Source organism: Parafrankia sp. Ea1.12 (assembly GCF_900465275.1).
In the GTDB taxonomy this organism is placed as follows: domain Bacteria; phylum Actinomycetota; class Actinomycetes; order Frankiales; family Frankiaceae; genus Parafrankia; species Parafrankia soli.
The window spans coordinates 1-15,748 of record NZ_UBIZ01000521.1 but is presented as its reverse complement, the minus strand read 5'-3'; the positions used below and the strand labels follow the sequence as shown (position 1 = coordinate 15,748).

The following is a 15,748-nucleotide window of genomic DNA, read 5'->3' as shown; positions in this document are numbered from 1 at the left end:
GGTCCGACATCCCCTGCCTACCGTTCGGCTCGACGCCAGCACCCGAGGCGGGAGCCCAGTGCGGTAGTTCCGCTCGCTGGGATCTGTGCGGGGGGCCGTCCGTAAGGACGGTCCCTACCGCGACTAGTGTTCGAGGATGGTCAGGAGACGGCTACACGCCGAGTGGCTCTGCGACGCCCTCGGCGAGATCTTCTGTCTCACGTTCGTCCGCGGGGTCGATGCCGCCGGCGCGCTGCGGCGGATGGGCGGCTATCCGGACACGTTCACCGAGCTTCGTCCCAGCGAGATGTTCGAGCGACAGACCTCGTACCTGGCCGGCTATCCGCAGCTGGCTGGCGCTGTCGAGCTGCAGGGGTGGACGGTGGTCCTCGAACCGAACGGGTTCGCGGCCGCTGGGACGCTGCTGGCCGCCATCTCCCGAGGTACTGAAGCGGTGGCAGTACTCCGTCACGACTACGCTTACCCGCGCTTCGCGTACGCCGTCGACGGGACGGAACTGATCGCGTTCGACCCCGGGCGGATGGACTGTGTGTCGGGGGCCGAGCCCGGACGGTTCCGCGCCCACCTTGCCGAAGCCGGTCTTGCCCCGGTCGATCCGGAGGCTCCGGACATCAATGTCGACGCCGCGATGGACCCGGTCGCGCGAGCTGTGGTGCTGGCCGGCATCGTCACGGGCGTCCTGCCGACGTTGGACGCCGTGACGGGCCCGATGCTGTCTGCCCAGTTCGAGCCCTGGTTCACCAGCGCCGCGCCGGAGGGCAGCGCCCTGCCGACGGATCCGACGTCCTGCCAGCCCCACGAGGTCGCCCTTGTCGAAGCCGTCGCCGGCGCCTCCCCTGCCGCCAAACGTGCCGCGGCGGTCGCGGAGGTACGGCGCATCGCCGATCACCTTGGCGTCGCGGGCACGCCGGGTCTCGCCAGGGCATTGGCTGATGCCGAGGCCGGCCGTTTCCGCCAGATTCCGGTGACCTCGCCGCTGGGCAGGGAGGTACGCGCCTGGCTACGACGGTCGTCGACGGTGAGCTGGTCGCTCAATGACTCGTCGGCGCCCGGTATGACCGAGGCCGAACGCCATCGGGGCAACCTGTTCGGCTGGCTGGCGCAGGCCCTGCGTGGCGCGCTGTATCCGGACCCGGACGTCGCCGTACGCACCGCGCTCTACCGTCTGGGCGTGAACCTGCCGGCCCTGTCCGATCCGGCTGTGTCGGCCGCGGCGATATCCTGCCTCCGCTCATGAGGGCTCTGTCGCCTGTGGCCGCACTGGCGACCAAATGCTCACCATTGCGCCCGGACCAGGCTGCCCGTCGGCGCGGGCACGATGATCTGCCGGGTAGTCCGGTGGCCGCTCCGAGCGATCATGAATGTTGGGCTGGCGTCGACGGCGGCTGGGGGCTCAGATCTTTGAGGTTCAGTCGCTGGGCCATACGCCGGTCGCGCGCCGGAATCCGAGCGCGCCGAGCCGGTTGATCGCGGCACTCGTGGCGGCAAAGACCGCGCCCTGCAGGGCCGCGGCGAGGACCACCTCTGCGAAGCCGTGATCGAGGCGCAGCGCGTCGGAGTCTCCTCCTCACCGGAGATCGCCGCCCAGCTCTTCCGCACGAGGAATCCCGAGGCGGCTCCGGCCAGCAGACCGCCGACCATGCCGACCGGCTTGTAGACGATCTTTTTGCCTCTGCTCACCCCCGCTTCCCGCGCAGGACGACCATGAGCACCGTGCCGGCGGCCGCGAGCATGGCTACGGCCGCGAGCACGCCGATCGACGACCGTTGCCCGGCGGCCGAAGGACGGCGGCTGGTGTTGTCGAGAGCCCGGGAGGGGAGGCAGCGATGGTCCACTTCGGCGAAGGAGGGTGTTTTTGTGTGCTAGACGGAGGCTGGCGTCAGGGTGTGGGTGCCCCTGGATGGTTCACGAACCACAGGTTCTCCTCGACGAGCCGCTCGCTTTTCCATCCCTGCGGCGTCCGCACCATGTCGTGGTGGTAGTAGCCGCCGCAGTAGCTCAGCTCGGTCATCCCCGGCAGCAGCATCGGGTTGTAAAACATCGCCCGAACCTTCGCCCTGTCGCCGTCGAGGTCGATCTCCACGTTGCTGATGAAGTGCTGCGTCCACGGCGTCCTGCCCAGCCCCTCCTCGAGCCAGGCGGCGACCTCGTCACGCGAGCCGACCGCCGACGTCACCGAGCTGTAGTCGAGGAACGCGTCAGGGGTGAACAGCGTCCGGAAAAGATCCCAGTCCCTCGAGTCGCAGCTTCGGGCATACCGGGTAAGAACCTCGTTGATCTCGATCTTGTCGGATAACGTCTGCAGGTCCATCAGGGACTTCCTCTCACTGCCGGCTTTCACTGGCGAACTGTTCACGAGACGTGCAGCGACACCCGCACCGCGTCACGGCCGGGGACACGGCGGTCCAGCAGCGCGAAGGCGTCCTCGAAGCGATCGAGCGGGAAGGTCTCGCCGGCCAGCGCAGCGGTCGGCACCTGGCCGTCGTTGATGAGCGCGACCGCGCGGGCCGCGTCGAGTCCGGCCCCGGGACCGATGGTGATCCCCCGGAACAGGATCGAGTTGCTGTCCAGGCCGTTCACCGGCTCGTCCTTCAGCCCGGCGATGACGATGTGGCCGCCCCTGCCGACAAGCTCCATCGCGGTGTTGACCGTCACCGAGCTCCCGGACGCCGCGTCGATCACGACGTCAGCCATGCGACCGTCGGTGATGTCGGCGAGGCGTTGCGCGGCGTTCTCCGTCTGGACGTCGATCACGTGGTCAGCGCCCACCTGCAGGGCGCAGTCGAGCCGGGACCGGTCCTGCGAGAGGCCGGTGACCACGATCGTGCCAGCGCCCGCGGCGCGGGCCGCGACGACGGTGGCCAGGCCCATGTGGCCGGGTCCCTCGATGACGACGGTGTGACCGTCCTTGACCGGGCGGACCCACGTGACCGCGCAGGACAACGCCTCGAAGATCGTGAGCTCCGCCGCGGGGAGGTCCTCCCGGAGGCGGTAGACCGCGGATCCCGGCAGGATCTCCATGTAGTCGGCGTAACCGCCGTAGAGACCGGAGCCCTCCTTCACCGAGAAGTCGATCCCGTAGGCGCGGGTGCCGCCTTCGGGGGTGATGACGATCGTGCGGACGGCGACCCGGTCTCCTTCCGTGACGCCCCATTCCTCGGCTGCCCGCGCGTCGATCTTCTCGATCCGTCCGACGACCTCATGGCCTGGAACCACGGGGAACGCCCCGCCTCTCGGGGTGCGACCGATGCCGTGGAACTGGTCGACGTCGCCGTGGCACAAGCCCGTCGCCTCCACCCGCAGCACCGCGCCGCCCGGCTGAGGATCGGGCACCGGCAGGTCGCGCTCCTCCCAGGTCCGGTCACCGTTGAAAACAATCGCACGACCCATGCCTGTGCTCCCTTGCTCCGGAGCCGAAACCTGCCGGTGTTCTCGGCGGCACGAGGCGTGGGACACCCGGGCTGCCTCCGCCGTGACCTCGCGTTGGCACCAGGACCCTACGCCTAGAACGGCACTCAGTACCACCCTGGACATCAAGAACCAGTTGTGGTTCTGGGTACCGTGGCGGTGCGGGGTGCCGGGTTCGACTCAATGGCCACGTCCGCGCTCCCGGTGAGCGAGGTGTCGTCATCTGGGGCCGGGCCAGTCAGGATCGGATCACGAGTCGCGTCGCGGCCCGTCCGCCGTCGCCTGAGTCGGAGTTCGTCGGGTTCCGGTTCCCGACTGAGATGATCGTGCCGGCAGCAACGACGGGCTCGCCGTGACGTGCAGGTGGCGCGCCGACTCGACCTCGATGTACTCCGCCATGTCCATCCGCTCGGCAGACAGCACGTTGGCCTTCATCATCCGCAGCGGGAACGGATGGTGGCCCGCGAGCTCGTCGGCCAGCGCGAGCACCTCGTCGTGCAGCGTGTCGGCCGGGAACAGCCGGGTGACGAGGCCGAAGGCGAGCGCGTCCTGCGCCGTCACCTTCTCCGGAAAGAACAGCAGCTCGCGAGCACGGGCCGCGCCGACGAGCCGCGCAAGCGACCAGACGAGACCCATGTCCCCGGACACGCCGACTTTCAGGAAACCGGTCGCGAACCTGGCGCGTTCGGACGCGAACCGGAAGTCGCACGCGCACGCCCATCCCATCGCCGCGCCCGCGCAGCCACCGTCGATCGCGGCGATCGTCAGCTGCGGCATCGTGTGCAGCAACGTCGACGCGTGGTACACGGCGCCGAGCCGTTCCAGCGTCGCCGGTTCCGACGAGTGACCGCCGGTGAGATCAGCGCCGACCGAGAAGTCGTTGCCCGCGCCACGCAGCACAACGACGCGTGCATCACTGGCGGGCACGGGGGATAGCGCTTCATAGAGCTCTTCGCACATCTGAACGGTCACGCCGTTGCGGCGGCCGGGCCGGTTCAGCGTCACGATCGACACCGCGCCCCGCTGCTCCAGCAGCACGGATGGTTCCACGATGACCGCCTTCGTATGATCGAGGCCGGATATGCCGTTCCCACCGGTACGTGACGACCTGCGCTGAGTCAGAAGGCTCCGGGGCGGACGGTGCGCATGACGTCGTCGAGGACCTTGTCGAGGGGCGCCTGGCCGTCGGTTGCCCTCCAGGCCCTGTTCGCTGCCTCCAGGCATGCCAGCGCGGCACCGATGATCGCCTCGGGGCGTGCGTCGATACCGGCCTCGGTGGAAGTGGGGCCAAGACGGTCGGCGATGTGGGGGATGAGAGGGTCGTGCCACCGGCACTGCTTTTCCAGGTTGCGGGCCCGCAGCTCGGGACTGCCGTCGATCATGAGTCGCAGGCCGAGGGTGCCCTGTGGATCGCCTGCGTGGTAGGCGAGGAGAACGTCGAAGGCCCGGCGCAGCGCCGTCCAGGCATCCTCATCCGCGGGCCGTTTCGCCAGGGCGTCGACGAGTAGTCGGCCGAGGGTGCTCAGGTGGCCGAGTACGACGTCTTCCTTCGAAGTGAAGTAGCGGAAGAAGGTGCTGCGGGACATTCCGGCGGCGGCCGCGATCTCATCGATCGTCGTCGCGTCGTAACCCTTGCGGGCGAACAGGTCCATCGCGACGGACACCAGCTCGGCCCGTACGGCCCGCCGGGTGCGTTCGCGGAGCCCCAGCTCTCCAGACGCCTCAGCCATCACTTTTGCACTGTACCCCGCACCATAACTGCTTGGCGATGTCCAGAGTGGTACTGAGTGCAGTTTTTGGCGCAGAGTCCGACGCGGCGGCCCGGGACATACGCCGAGCCGGCACGCTCGGGTGAGGTGTTCGCCCCTGGCGGTGGCCTGGGCAACCGTTCCGAGCTCGCTCGGCCCGGTCGCCGGCACGGCGGTGAACGGTGGCGGTCAGGCGCCGCGCTGGAGCGAATCGACGATCTTCGTCAGATCCTGGATGAGCCCGCGGGCGGTCTCGACGTCGATTCCGTAGCGACTGACGTCGGTGGCCGGTCCGCAGGTCGTCGACGATTCGTGGGTGGTCTAGGGCGGAGGGTCGATGTCGCGGCGAGACGCACAGCTACCCTCAGTGGCGGGGGAGCTGTGCGAACAGTTCCCTGCCTTCATCGTGGCGGAACACGAACTCGCTGAAGTGCCCGATCCCCGGGCGGGTGTCGGCGTAGATCGCCGACAGTCCCAGCCGCTGCGAGAAACGCATCGGGATCTCGATGCCCGCCGCCTGGAACCGCTCGGCCAGCTCGTCGAGCGAGGCCACGTCGTCGACGAGATAGCCCAGGTGGTGCAGGCTGACGCCGCCGTCGGGCCGCAGCGCGTCGAGGTAGATGCCCTCACGGCCGGGTACCGGTTCGATGATCTCCACCATCACCCCGCGGCTGTAGGCGAGGGCGATCTGCGAGCCGGGCGGTCCACCCGGCTCCGTGGTGTCGATACGGCGGAACTCGGCTACCTGGTGGTCGTCCCGGAACCGCGCGATCGCGCCCTCCAGGTCGCGGGTGACGTAGCCGAGCTGGAAGAAGTTCTCAGGCTGGATCGAGGGTGACATGAGGCTCGCTCACAGGAGTCGGCTGGCTGGCGGGACGGGGGGCGGCGGCCGGATGACGCCTGGCGGCGACGATGCCGCCGTCGACGCGCAGGTCGCACCCGGTGATGTAGCTGGCGCTGTCGGAGACGAGGAAGTCGATCGCGGCCGCGATGTCGGCGGGCATGCCCAGCCGCCGCAGCGGGGTCACCTCCGCGGCCGCGGCGGCCAGCGGGTTCGCCGCCATCTCCTGGCGACCCATCGGGGTCAGCACGGTGCCTGGCGAGACCGACAGGATGCGGGCACCGCGCTCGGCCCAGGCACCGGCGGACCGTTCGACCAGCCGTAGGACCCCGCGCTTCGACGCTCCGTAGGCGCGCACGGCGAAGAAGTAGGGGGTCGGGTTCGGGTCGGCGGCGAGCAGGAGCCGCTCCAGCTCGACGGCGAGGCCACCGGCGTGCGGGTCGTCGAGCACGGCGTCGACCTCGGCCGATGAGCTGAAGGTGTGGGCCGCCACCGACCCGATGCAGACCGCCGAGCTGCCGGGGACGGCCAGCGGCAGGAACGCGTCGAGCAGGTGTGCCGTCCCCCGGAGATTGACCTCGACGATCGTCCGCGGGCCGGCGAGGGCGGGGGAGAGGCCAGCCGTGTGGACCAGCGTGCCCAGGGCGCCGGCCTCGCCCACCGCTGTGGCGAGCCGCTGGACGCTCTCCGGGCTCGCCACGTCGGTGGCGACGGAGAGGGCGATGTCGTAGCCCTCTTCGGTGAGGCTGTCGTGCAGCGCGGCCAGCGCGACCTCGTTGCGGCCGGAGAGGACGAGCCGGTAGCGCACGCCGAGCCGCCGAGCCACGGCGCGGCCCGTTCCGCCGTAGGTGCCGGTGATCACCGCTAATGATTTTCGACTGGTGCCGATCAGGTTCATGATTTCGCCCGCGTCTCCGGCCCGCTCAGCGGGCGCTCCAGATGATGCTCTTGGACAGCAGGAACTCCTCGAGGCCGAACTCGCCGCGCTCGAGGCCGAGCCCGCTCTGCTTGTAGCCGCCGAACGCGGTGTGCGGGCTGGAGCCCGCACCGCCGCCGTTGATGTAGATCATTCCGGTGCGCAGCCGCTTGGCGATCTCGTAGGCGCGTACCGGGGACTGCGCCCAGACCCCGCCGCCGAGCCCGAACTCGCTGTCGTTGGCGAGCCGGACCGCCTCGTCGTCGTCGTCGAAGGCGATGACGACGCCGACCGGGCCGAAGAACTCCTTGCGGGCGACCGTCATCGAGTTGTCGACATCGACGAACAGCGTCGGCTCGACGAAGAACCCCTTGTCGAGATGGGCGGGCCGGCCCCCGCCGTAGGCGACCTGGGCGCCCTCGGCGCGGCCGGCGGAGATGAGGCTCTCGACCTTCGCCCGCTGGGCCGCGCTGATCAGCGGTCCCATGGTCGTGGCGGGGTCGGCCGGGTCGCCGACCGTGATGTGATCAAGGCTCTGCTTGACCAGGCCGACGAGCTCGTCGAGACGTGAGCGGTGCACCAGCGTCCGGGTCAGCAGGCTGCAGCCCTGGCCGGCGTGGGTGGTCATGCCGTTGACGATCGTCGGGACGACGAGGTCGAGGTCGACGTCGGCGGTGATGATGTTGGCGGACTTGCCGCCGAGCTCGAGTACGACCTTCTTCAGTGACGGCGCCGCCTGGGCGTAGACCAGCCGGCCCACGGTGTCGGAGCCGGTGAAGCTGACGATGTCGACCCCGGGATGGGTGGTCAGCGCCTCGCCGGCCGCTATGCCGCCGCTCACGATGTTGAGCACGCCGGGCGGCAGGCCGGCCTCGTCGGCCATCTCGCCCAGGACGAACGCCTCGAGCGGGGTGGTCGGCGCCGGCTTGAGGACGACCGTGCACCCCGCGGCCAGTGCCGGGGCCAGCTTGAGGATGTTGAGGAAGAGCGGGAAGTTGTAGGCCGAGATGAGTGCGGCGACGCCGTAGGGCTCGCGGCGCACGACCCCCTGGGCGAGCGTCGGCCCGACCGTCGGCAGCATCGCCCGCTCGAACGGGAACTGCCGCAGCACCCGCTCGGCCATATCTCTGAAGTGGTGAAGTGGGACGCTGACCTGCAGCGTGTCGGCCAGGGCACGCGTCGAGCCGGCCTCTCGGACGCTGAGTTCCTTGAGCTCGTCGACGCGCCGCTCCATCACGTCGGCCATGCGCAGCAGCACGGTGGCGCGCTCGTTGGCGCTGAGCGTCGGCCACGGGCCCTCGTCGAAGGCCCGCCGGGCGGCGGCGACGGCCCGGTCGACGTCGCTGACGGTTCCGTCGGGGACGGCGCCGATGACCTCTTCGGTCGCCGGATTGAGGACCTCGAGGACGCCGTCGCCGTCGCTGTCCCGCCATGCGCCGTCGATGTACAGCTGGTAGGTCAGCGCCGACATCGGATACCACCCTCTTAGAACACTAGAATAATTGATTGAACTATTTTAGTATGGCGGCAGTCACAGGCGAAGGCAAGCAGCTCGCGTGGGGTCGGGCCGAGGTCAGCGAGGGGCGCGGCGTCCTCGGGCACAAGGGACAGGAGCACATCCGTGGGACGCATGGACGGCAAGGTCGTCTTCATCACCGGTGCGGCGCGTGGCCAGGGTCGGGCGCACGCCGTCCGGGTCGCGGCGGAGGGAGGCGACGTCGTGGCTGTCGACCTGTGCGCCGACATCGCCTCCACGCCCTACCCGATGGCGACCCAAAACGACCTGGACGAGACGGCCCGCCTGGTCAAGGAGCGCGGCGGCCGCGTCGTCGCGCAGATCGCCGACGTCCGCGACCGGGCCGCGCTGGCCGCCGCCGTCGCCGAGGGCATCGCCCAGTTCGGCCGGTTGGACGGCGTGGTGGCCCAGGCCGGCATCTGCCCGCTCGGTACGACGGCGCCGCAGGCCTTCGTCGACGCGGTCAGCGTCGACTTCGGAGGCGTCTTCAACGCCGTCGACGTCGCCCTGCCCCACCTGCAGCCCGGGGCCTCGATCGTCGCGACGGGAAGCCTGGCCGCGTTGATCCCCGGCACATTGGACAACGCGGCCAAGGGGTCCGGCGGCCTGGGCTACGCCTGGGCCAAGCGGGCGGTGGCGTCGCTGGTCCACGACCTCGCCGTCGTCCTGGCTGGTCAGAGCATCCGGGTGAACGCCGTCCACCCGACCAACGTCAACACCGACATGCTGAACAACGACGTCATGTACCGAGCGTTCCGCCCGGACCTGGCCGAGCCCACCCTCGAGGACGTGCTGCCGTCGTTCCCGGCCATGACCGCGACAGGCGACCCGTACGTCGAGCCCGAGGACATCGCCGACGCGGTCCTCTTCCTGCTCTCCGACGAGTCCCGCTTCATCACCGGCACCCAGCTCCGCGTCGACGCGGGAGGCTACGTCAAGCTGCGGCCGCAGGTGCCCGCCTTCTGACGGCCCGCCCGACGCGTCACTCCTCGGGAGGTGCGGCCGTCCCGTCGGAAGGCGGGTCGGCCCGGCCGGGGGGGACGTAGGCGAGGAAGTCGGTCTCGCCGGGCCTCGCCGCCGCGTTCCGGTTGTTGCGCGCCAGCGCGGCGCGCAGGGCCGTCAGGCGGGCCTCGGCGGCGGCACGCCGCTCACCCGCATCCGCATCCTCTGCCGCGGCCAGCGCGGCCTCGACGGCTGCGATCTCCGCCCGCAGCCGGCCGCCCGTCTCGCCGAAGTTCAGCAGGTCGTGGTCGTCGTCCAGGGTCTGGTCGGCTCTTTCTCCATGCATCGCTCCTCGGGTGGAACGCGGGCTGTACCAGTGGCGCTATCGTGCGATGTAGTACAATAGGTTATATGATCGACAGCACAATCGAGGGGACCTGAAGGGACGCTGGATGCCACTCCAGGACTACATGCAGATCATTTCGGTCGACGATCACCTCATCGAACACCCGCGGGTCTTCGCCGATCGGCTCCCGCGGAAGTTCCTGGACGCGGGCCCGCGCATCGTCGAGGACGAGCAGCGCCGGCACGTGTGGCACATGGAGGACCAGGTCTTCCCGTACATCGGGCTGAACGCGGTCGCCGGCAAGACGCCCGAGGAGTTCGGGATGGAGCCGCTGCGCTTCGACGACATGATCCCGGGCTGCTACGACCCGGTCGAGCGGGTCAAGGACATGGACCTCGACGGGATCCAGGCCGCCTGCTGCTTCCCGTCGTTCCCCGGCTTCGGTGGCCGGGTGTTCATGCGGGCCAAGGATCCCGAACTGGGGCTGGCCTGCGTGCGGGCCTGGAACGACTTCAGCATCGACGAGTGGGCGGCGTCGGCGCCCGACCGGTTCGTGCCGCTCGCCCTGCTCCCGCTGTGGGACCTCGACCAGGCGGTGGCCGAACTGCGCCGGGTCGCGGCCAAGGGTGCCCGTACCGTCTCGTTTCCCGACAGCCCGGTCCCGCTCGGGCTGCCGTCGTTCCACGACGACCACTGGGGTCCGCTGTGGGACGTCCTCGAGGAGACCGGGATCCCGGTGAGCCTGCATTTCGGCTCGGGCAGCTTCGTGCCCGGCTTCAACTTCTCGGCCGCCGCGCTCTCGCCCAACCCGCCCGCGCCCGGCCAGGCACCCCCTGCGACGTCGTTCGCCCTCTACGCGACCAACCTGATGTGGTCGACCGTGGACCTGCTGTTCTCCGGGCAGCTGCAGAAGCACCCGGGCCTGAAGTTCATGCTGTCCGAGGGCGGTATCGGCTGGCTCCCCTACATCGCCGAGCGGACCGACTGGGTCTGGGGCCGCCACCGCTACTACCAGCCCATCGACTTCGACACCCGCCCCAGCGAGCTGCTCCGGAAGCACTTCTGGGGCTGCTACATCGACGATCGGTTCGGGCTGACCAACCGGCACGCGATCGGTGTCGACCGGATCTGCGTCGAGATCGACTACCCCCACTCGGACTCCATGTGGCCGAACAGCCGCAAGGTGATCGCCGAGTCACTCCTCGACGTGCCCGACGACGAGGCCCACAAGATCGTTGAGCTCAACGCCCGTGACGTCTTCGACTTCCCGCGTTCCTGAGCGGGCCGGAGCCCCTGCCGCGGGCCCGGCTTCCGTGGGTGCGCCTCCCACCGGCGCATCTCCTACCGGCGCGGCTTCCACCGGCGCGGCTCCCGTCACGCGGCCGCGGCCACAGCCGACGCTCGCCAGCGGCGAGTTCTGGACGTCAGGTGCGGACGGTGTGCTGCGCATCCTCCGGTGCGGGGACTGCGGGGCCTACACCCATCCGCCGCTGCCGCGCTGCCGCGTCTGCCGCGGCGGCGCGGTGACGATGGCGGCGGTCTCCGGTCGTGGGGTGGTCGCCGGGTTCACCGTCAACCACCAGCAGTGGTTACCCGATTTCCCGCCGCCGTACGTGGTGGCGGTGGTGGCGCTCGCGGAGGACGACGGCGTCCGGCTGACCACCAACATCGTCAACTGCGAGCCCGGCGACGTGCGCGTCGGCCTGGCGGTGCGGGTGCTGTTCGAGCAGGCCGACGACGTCTACCTCCCGCTGTTCGAACCGGATCCCGACCGTGCGGGCGAGATGCTCGCGGTGCCCGAGCCGCGCGAGCTGACGGCGCCCGCGAGGCCGGTGTCGCCGGCGAGGTTCGAGGAGAAGGTGGCCCTCACCGGCGTCGGCCAGTCGCGGGTGGGCCGCCGGCTGATGGTCGATCCGCTCGAGCTCACCGTCCAGGCGTGCCTGGCGGCGGTCGAGGACGCGGGGCTCACGCTCGACGAGATCGACGGGCTGTCCACCTACCCGGGCCGGGTCGGTGGGCCGGGCATGTCCGAGGGCGGGATAGCACCGCTCGCCGAGGCGTTGCAGCTGCACCCGACCTGGATCAACGGCGCGGGGGACACCCCGGGTCAGGCCGGGGCGATCATCGCGGGGATGCTGGCGGTGGCCGCGGGGCTGTGTCGCCACGTGCTGTGCTTCCGGACGGTGTGGGAGTCCTCCCACGCCGCGCTCGTCCGCGCCGGCAGGTGGGACGCGCCGGCCGGCCGGGCCACCGGCATGTTCGAGGAGCGGGCGCCGTACGGTGCCATGTCGGCCGCGAACTGGATAGCGCTCCAGGCCTCGCACTACTTCCACCGCTACGGCGGCGACCGGTCGACGCTCGGCTGGATCGCGGTCACCGCGCGCGACAATGCGAGCCGCAACCCCGAAGCCGTGTACCGCGACCCGTTCACGATCGAGGACTACCTCGCCGCGCGGCTGGTCTCGACTCCGTTCGGCCTCTACGACTGCGACGTCCCGGTGGACGGTGCCGTGGCCGTCGTCGTCTCGGCCGTCGAGACCGCCCCCGACCGCCCGCGGCCCGCGGTGCTGGTCGACGCGGTCGGCACCCAGATCCTCGAGCGGATCAGCTGGGACCAGGACACCCTCACCCACGAGCCGCAGACCCGGGGACCCGCGCGCCACCTGTGGACCCGGTCGTCACTGCGTCCCGACGACGTCGACGTCGCGCTGCTCTACGACGGCTTCACGTTCAACGCGCTGTCCTGGATCGAGGGGCTCGGCTTCTGCGAGCCCGGCGGTGCGCGCGCGTTCATCGACGAGGGCCGGGGGATCGCCCTGGACGGCCGGCTGCCGCTGAACCCGCACGGCGGCCAGCTCTCCGCCGGGCGGCTGCACGGCTTCGGCTTCGTCCGCGAGGCGATGCTCCAGCTGCGCGGCGAGGCGCGCGGGCGGCAGGTCGCGGACGCCGAAGTGGCCCTGGTCAGCACGGGCGGTGGCGCGCCGGGCAGTGCGCTGCTGCTGAGACGGGCCTGACCCGCCGTCGAGCTCCATCGCCGAGCGACCGACAGACCGGACCGATCGACCGCCCGCTTCGCGGGAGCACAGCCGGAACCGAGGAGATCCAGAGAACCATGCAGTTACCGATGCAGGGCATCCGAGTGCTCGAGGTGGCCCAGTTCACCTTCGTCCCGGCGGCGGGTGCGATCCTGGCGGACTGGGGCGCCGACGTCATCAAGGTCGAGCACGCCGTGCGCGGCGACGGCCAGCGCGGGCTCACGAACGTCCTGGGCGTCGACGCGATCGCGAAGGGCAGCAGCTTCTCGCCGATCGTCGAAGGCCCGAACCGGGGCAAGCGCAGCGTCGGGCTGGCGCTGGAGAACCCGCAGGCCCGCGAGCTCCTCGACGAGCTGGTCAGGCAGAGCGACGTCTTCCTGACCAACTTCCTGCCCGACGCGCGCGCCAAGCTGCGGATCGAGCTCGACGACGTCCGCAAGGTCAACCCGGAGATCATCTACGTGCGTGGCTCCGGCTTCGGCACCCGCGGCCCCGAGGCGGGCAAGGGTGGCTACGACATGACCGCCTTCTGGGCCCGCGCGGGCGGCGGCGCGGGAGCCACCCCGCCCGGCGCCGACCGGCTGGCCCCGATGCCCGCGGGCGGGTTCGGCGACAACATCGGCGGCATGACCATCGCCGGCGGCGTGGCGGCGGCCCTGTTCGCCCGCGCCACCACGGGGGAGACCTCGGTCGTTGACGTGTCCCTGCTGGGTGTCGGGGCCTGGGCGACGCAGTTCACCGTCAACCTGGCGCTGATGGCCGGCGGTCCGCCGCCGCGGCCGCCCGCCCCGCGGCACGGCTCGGCGCGCAACCCGCTGGTCGGCCCCTACCGCACCGCCGACGACCGGTGGCTGCTGTTCTCGATGCTGCAGCCCGGTCGCTACTGGGCGGAGTTCTGCGAGGTCGCGGGGCGGCCGGAGCTCGTCTCCGACGAGCGGTTCGACACGGTCGAGAAGCTGATGGACCGGGCGCCCGTGGCGGCCGAGATCGTCGCGGAGATCATCGGCGGGCGGACCCTCGAGGACTGGCTGGCCAGGCTCGCGCACATCGAGGGCCAGTGGGCTGTCGTCCAGGACGCCTGGGGCGTGGCCAACGACGTTTCGCTGCGGGCCAACGGCATGATCGCGACGGTCGAGGACGCCGAGGGCGTGCCCAGGGAGCTGGTGACCAGCCCCGTGCAGTTCGACGAGCAGGCGGTCGCGTTGCGCCGCGGGCCGCTGTTCGCCGAGCACACCGACGACGTCCTGCGCGATTTCGGGCTCAGCGACGAACGGCTGATCGAGCTCAAGCTGGCCGGCGCGATCACCTGATGACGGGCGCCGACGCGCGCCGCGCGCGAGCGGGTGACCTGCGCGAATGTGCACAGTGAGGCGGAGAGGAGAGGTTCGGTGCGGGTGACTATCGATATGGACAAGTGCTCCGGCCATGCGCGTTGCTACGGGACCGATCCGGACCTGTTCCAGATCGACGACAGCGGCTACGCGTTGCGCCCCGAGTTCGAGGTGCCGGCGGGGGGCGAGGACACGGCGCGCGAGGCCGCGGCCTCCTGCCCCGAGCGGGCCATCACGGCGCAATGACCCGGCGATGACCGCGTCCTTCGGCGGCCGCAGCCCGGCCGCCCACCAACCGGATCGCCATCACCCAGCGACGGAGGGAGTCCGCATGTCTGTTACCGACCCGGCGCCGAGCCGGTGCCCGGCCGTGACCTACTCACCCCACGAACAGCGTCCGGTCGGAGAGTGGACCGCCTTCTTCGACCAGCTGCGCGACGAGGCGCCGGTGGTGCGCAACACCTTCGCCAACGGCTACTACGTGCTCACCCGGTACGAGGACATCCTCAGCGCCTACCAGGACACCGACACCTTCTCGACCCAGGCGGTCACGGTCATGGAGCCGGATCCCAGCTACCGCTGGATCCCGCACATGCTCGGCGGCAACGAGCACCGGCAGTGGCGGCGGCAGCTCGGCCCGTACTTCTCGCCGCGGGCGATCGACGGGCTCGACGACCGGATCCGGGCGCGGGCGGTCGGGCTCATCGAGTCGTTCGCCGACCGCGGGTCCTGCGACGTGATCACCGACTTCTCGTTCCACTACCCGACGACGATCTTCCTCGAGCTGATGGGGCTCCCGGTCGGCGACCTCGACCGGTTCATGGCCTGGGAAGCCAACATCCTGCACTCGAACGGCTCGACGCCGGAGGAGATCGCCCACAACCGGACGACGGCGATGGCGGCGGTGTACGAGTACTTCGGCTCGGTCATCGCCGATCGCCGGCGCAGGCCCGGGGACGACCTGGTGAGCCACGCGATCGCCTTCAAGGTCGACGGCCGGCCGGTGACCGACGACGAGGTCCTCTCCTACTGCTTCTTCATGTTCATGGCGGGTCTGGACACCGTCGCGGCCGCGCTCGGCTATTCGCTCTACCACCTGGCGACCCACCCCGAGGACCGGGCGCGGATCGTGGCGGACCCGGCGCTGATCCCGTCGGCCATCGAGGAGATCCTGCGGGCCTACGCGTTCACCATCCCGGCGCGCAAGGTCACCAGGGACATCGAGGTCGCCGGCTGCCCGATCGCGGCCGGATCGATGGTGCAGCTGCCGATCAAGGCGGCGACGCGCGACGGTTCCGCCTTCGCCAGCCCCGCGGAGGTGCTCATCGACCGCAAGCCGAACAACCACATCGCCTTCGGCGCCGGCCCGCACCGCTGCCTGGGCTCGCACCTCGCGCGCCACGAGCTGGCGATCGCGCTGGAGGAGTGGCACAAGCGGATCCCCGACTACCGCCTCGCGGACGATGCCGTCATCACCGAGCTCGGCCGCAGCTCCGGCCCCGACACGGTTCCGGTCGTCTGGGCGCGCTAGCGGGCGGCGGCGGTCAGGAAGCGCCCTTGGGTGTGAAGCGGAGGGCGCCGTCCAGGCGGATCGTCTCGCCGTTGAGGAGACGTTCTCGGCGATCTGCTGGGCGAGTTGGGCGTACTCCTCCGCGCGTCCCATGC

The 15,748-nt window shown here is 70.5% G+C and carries 16 protein-coding genes; 7 read left to right on the top strand and 9 right to left on the bottom strand.

Annotation, left to right across the window (positions count from 1 at the left end; all coding sequences use genetic code 11):
• The first annotated feature begins 136 nt into the window (after positions 1–136).
• A complete protein-coding gene (locus FMEAI12_RS30515; protein WP_112108751.1) occupies positions 137–1,237 on the top strand; it encodes a DUF6461 domain-containing protein in 1,101 nt (366 codons plus the stop codon).
• Positions 1,238–1,408: 171 nt separating this feature from the next.
• Here the strand turns inward: FMEAI12_RS30515 and FMEAI12_RS38815 are convergent, their stop codons facing one another.
• From FMEAI12_RS38815 to FMEAI12_RS30475, 8 genes are all read right to left on the bottom strand, one after another.
• Positions 1,409–1,522 (bottom strand): DUF4235 domain-containing protein, encoded by a 114-nt coding sequence (locus FMEAI12_RS38815; protein ID WP_235014834.1) that lies wholly within the window; start codon positions 1,520–1,522, stop codon positions 1,409–1,411.
• Between the two features lie 357 nt (positions 1,523–1,879).
• Complete coding sequence (locus FMEAI12_RS30505; RefSeq protein ID WP_112108750.1) at positions 1,880–2,311, bottom strand: nuclear transport factor 2 family protein; 432 nt, start codon at positions 2,309–2,311, stop codon at positions 1,880–1,882.
• Positions 2,312–2,352: 41 nt separating this feature from the next.
• A complete protein-coding gene (locus tag FMEAI12_RS30500; RefSeq protein ID WP_112108749.1) occupies positions 2,353–3,390 on the bottom strand; it encodes a zinc-binding dehydrogenase in 1,038 nt (345 codons plus the stop codon).
• Between the two features lie 267 nt (positions 3,391–3,657).
• Positions 3,658–4,458: an enoyl-CoA hydratase/isomerase family protein gene (locus FMEAI12_RS30495; protein ID WP_112108748.1), complete on the bottom strand. Its 801-nt coding sequence runs from the start codon at positions 4,456–4,458 to the stop codon at positions 3,658–3,660.
• A 68-nt stretch (positions 4,459–4,526) separates the two neighbouring features.
• Positions 4,527–5,138 (bottom strand): TetR family transcriptional regulator, encoded by a 612-nt coding sequence (locus tag FMEAI12_RS30490; RefSeq protein WP_235014832.1) that lies wholly within the window; start codon positions 5,136–5,138, stop codon positions 4,527–4,529.
• 382 nt (positions 5,139–5,520) lie between these two features.
• Positions 5,521–5,997: a VOC family protein gene (locus FMEAI12_RS30485; protein WP_112108746.1), complete on the bottom strand. Its 477-nt coding sequence runs from the start codon at positions 5,995–5,997 to the stop codon at positions 5,521–5,523.
• The gene (locus FMEAI12_RS30480; protein WP_112108745.1) at positions 5,975–6,895 is read right to left on the bottom strand and encodes an SDR family oxidoreductase; all 921 of its coding nucleotides are present in this window, start codon (positions 6,893–6,895) and stop codon (positions 5,975–5,977) included. Before FMEAI12_RS30480 ends, FMEAI12_RS30485 begins: the two co-directional genes overlap by 23 nt.
• A gap of 25 nt (positions 6,896–6,920) precedes the next feature.
• Positions 6,921–8,384, bottom strand: a complete 1,464-nt coding sequence (locus FMEAI12_RS30475; protein WP_112108744.1) for an aldehyde dehydrogenase family protein — start codon at positions 8,382–8,384, stop codon at positions 6,921–6,923.
• Between the two features lie 150 nt (positions 8,385–8,534).
• Between FMEAI12_RS30475 and FMEAI12_RS30470 the strand changes: the two genes are divergently transcribed.
• Positions 8,535–9,395 carry a mycofactocin-coupled SDR family oxidoreductase gene (locus FMEAI12_RS30470; protein ID WP_165938868.1) on the top strand — a complete coding sequence of 287 codons (861 nt, stop codon included), beginning with the start codon at positions 8,535–8,537 and terminating at the stop codon, positions 9,393–9,395.
• A 16-nt stretch (positions 9,396–9,411) separates the two neighbouring features.
• Here FMEAI12_RS30470 and FMEAI12_RS30465 read toward each other — a convergent pair whose 3' ends face one another.
• Positions 9,412–9,717: a hypothetical protein gene (locus tag FMEAI12_RS30465; RefSeq protein ID WP_235014830.1), complete on the bottom strand. Its 306-nt coding sequence runs from the start codon at positions 9,715–9,717 to the stop codon at positions 9,412–9,414.
• Between the two features lie 106 nt (positions 9,718–9,823).
• Here FMEAI12_RS30465 and FMEAI12_RS30460 point away from each other — a divergent pair, with 106 nt between their 5' ends.
• The 5 genes from FMEAI12_RS30460 to FMEAI12_RS30440 all read left to right on the top strand — a co-directional run bounded on the left by FMEAI12_RS30460 (position 9,824) and on the right by FMEAI12_RS30440 (position 15,614).
• Positions 9,824–10,996, top strand: coding sequence for an amidohydrolase family protein (locus FMEAI12_RS30460; protein WP_112108742.1), 1,173 nt, complete (start codon positions 9,824–9,826; stop codon positions 10,994–10,996).
• Between the two features lie 34 nt (positions 10,997–11,030).
• Entirely contained in the window at positions 11,031–12,731 is a 1,701-nt protein-coding gene (locus FMEAI12_RS30455) for an OB-fold domain-containing protein (RefSeq protein ID WP_112108741.1), read from the top strand.
• A gap of 98 nt (positions 12,732–12,829) precedes the next feature.
• Entirely contained in the window at positions 12,830–14,062 is a 1,233-nt protein-coding gene (locus FMEAI12_RS30450; RefSeq protein ID WP_112108740.1) for a CaiB/BaiF CoA-transferase family protein, read from the top strand.
• A 78-nt stretch (positions 14,063–14,140) separates the two neighbouring features.
• Positions 14,141–14,329: a ferredoxin gene (locus FMEAI12_RS30445; protein ID WP_112108753.1), complete on the top strand. Its 189-nt coding sequence runs from the start codon at positions 14,141–14,143 to the stop codon at positions 14,327–14,329.
• Positions 14,330–14,414: 85 nt separating this feature from the next.
• Positions 14,415–15,614 (top strand): cytochrome P450, encoded by a 1,200-nt coding sequence (locus tag FMEAI12_RS30440; protein WP_112108752.1) that lies wholly within the window; start codon positions 14,415–14,417, stop codon positions 15,612–15,614.
• Positions 15,615–15,748 lie beyond the last annotated feature (134 nt).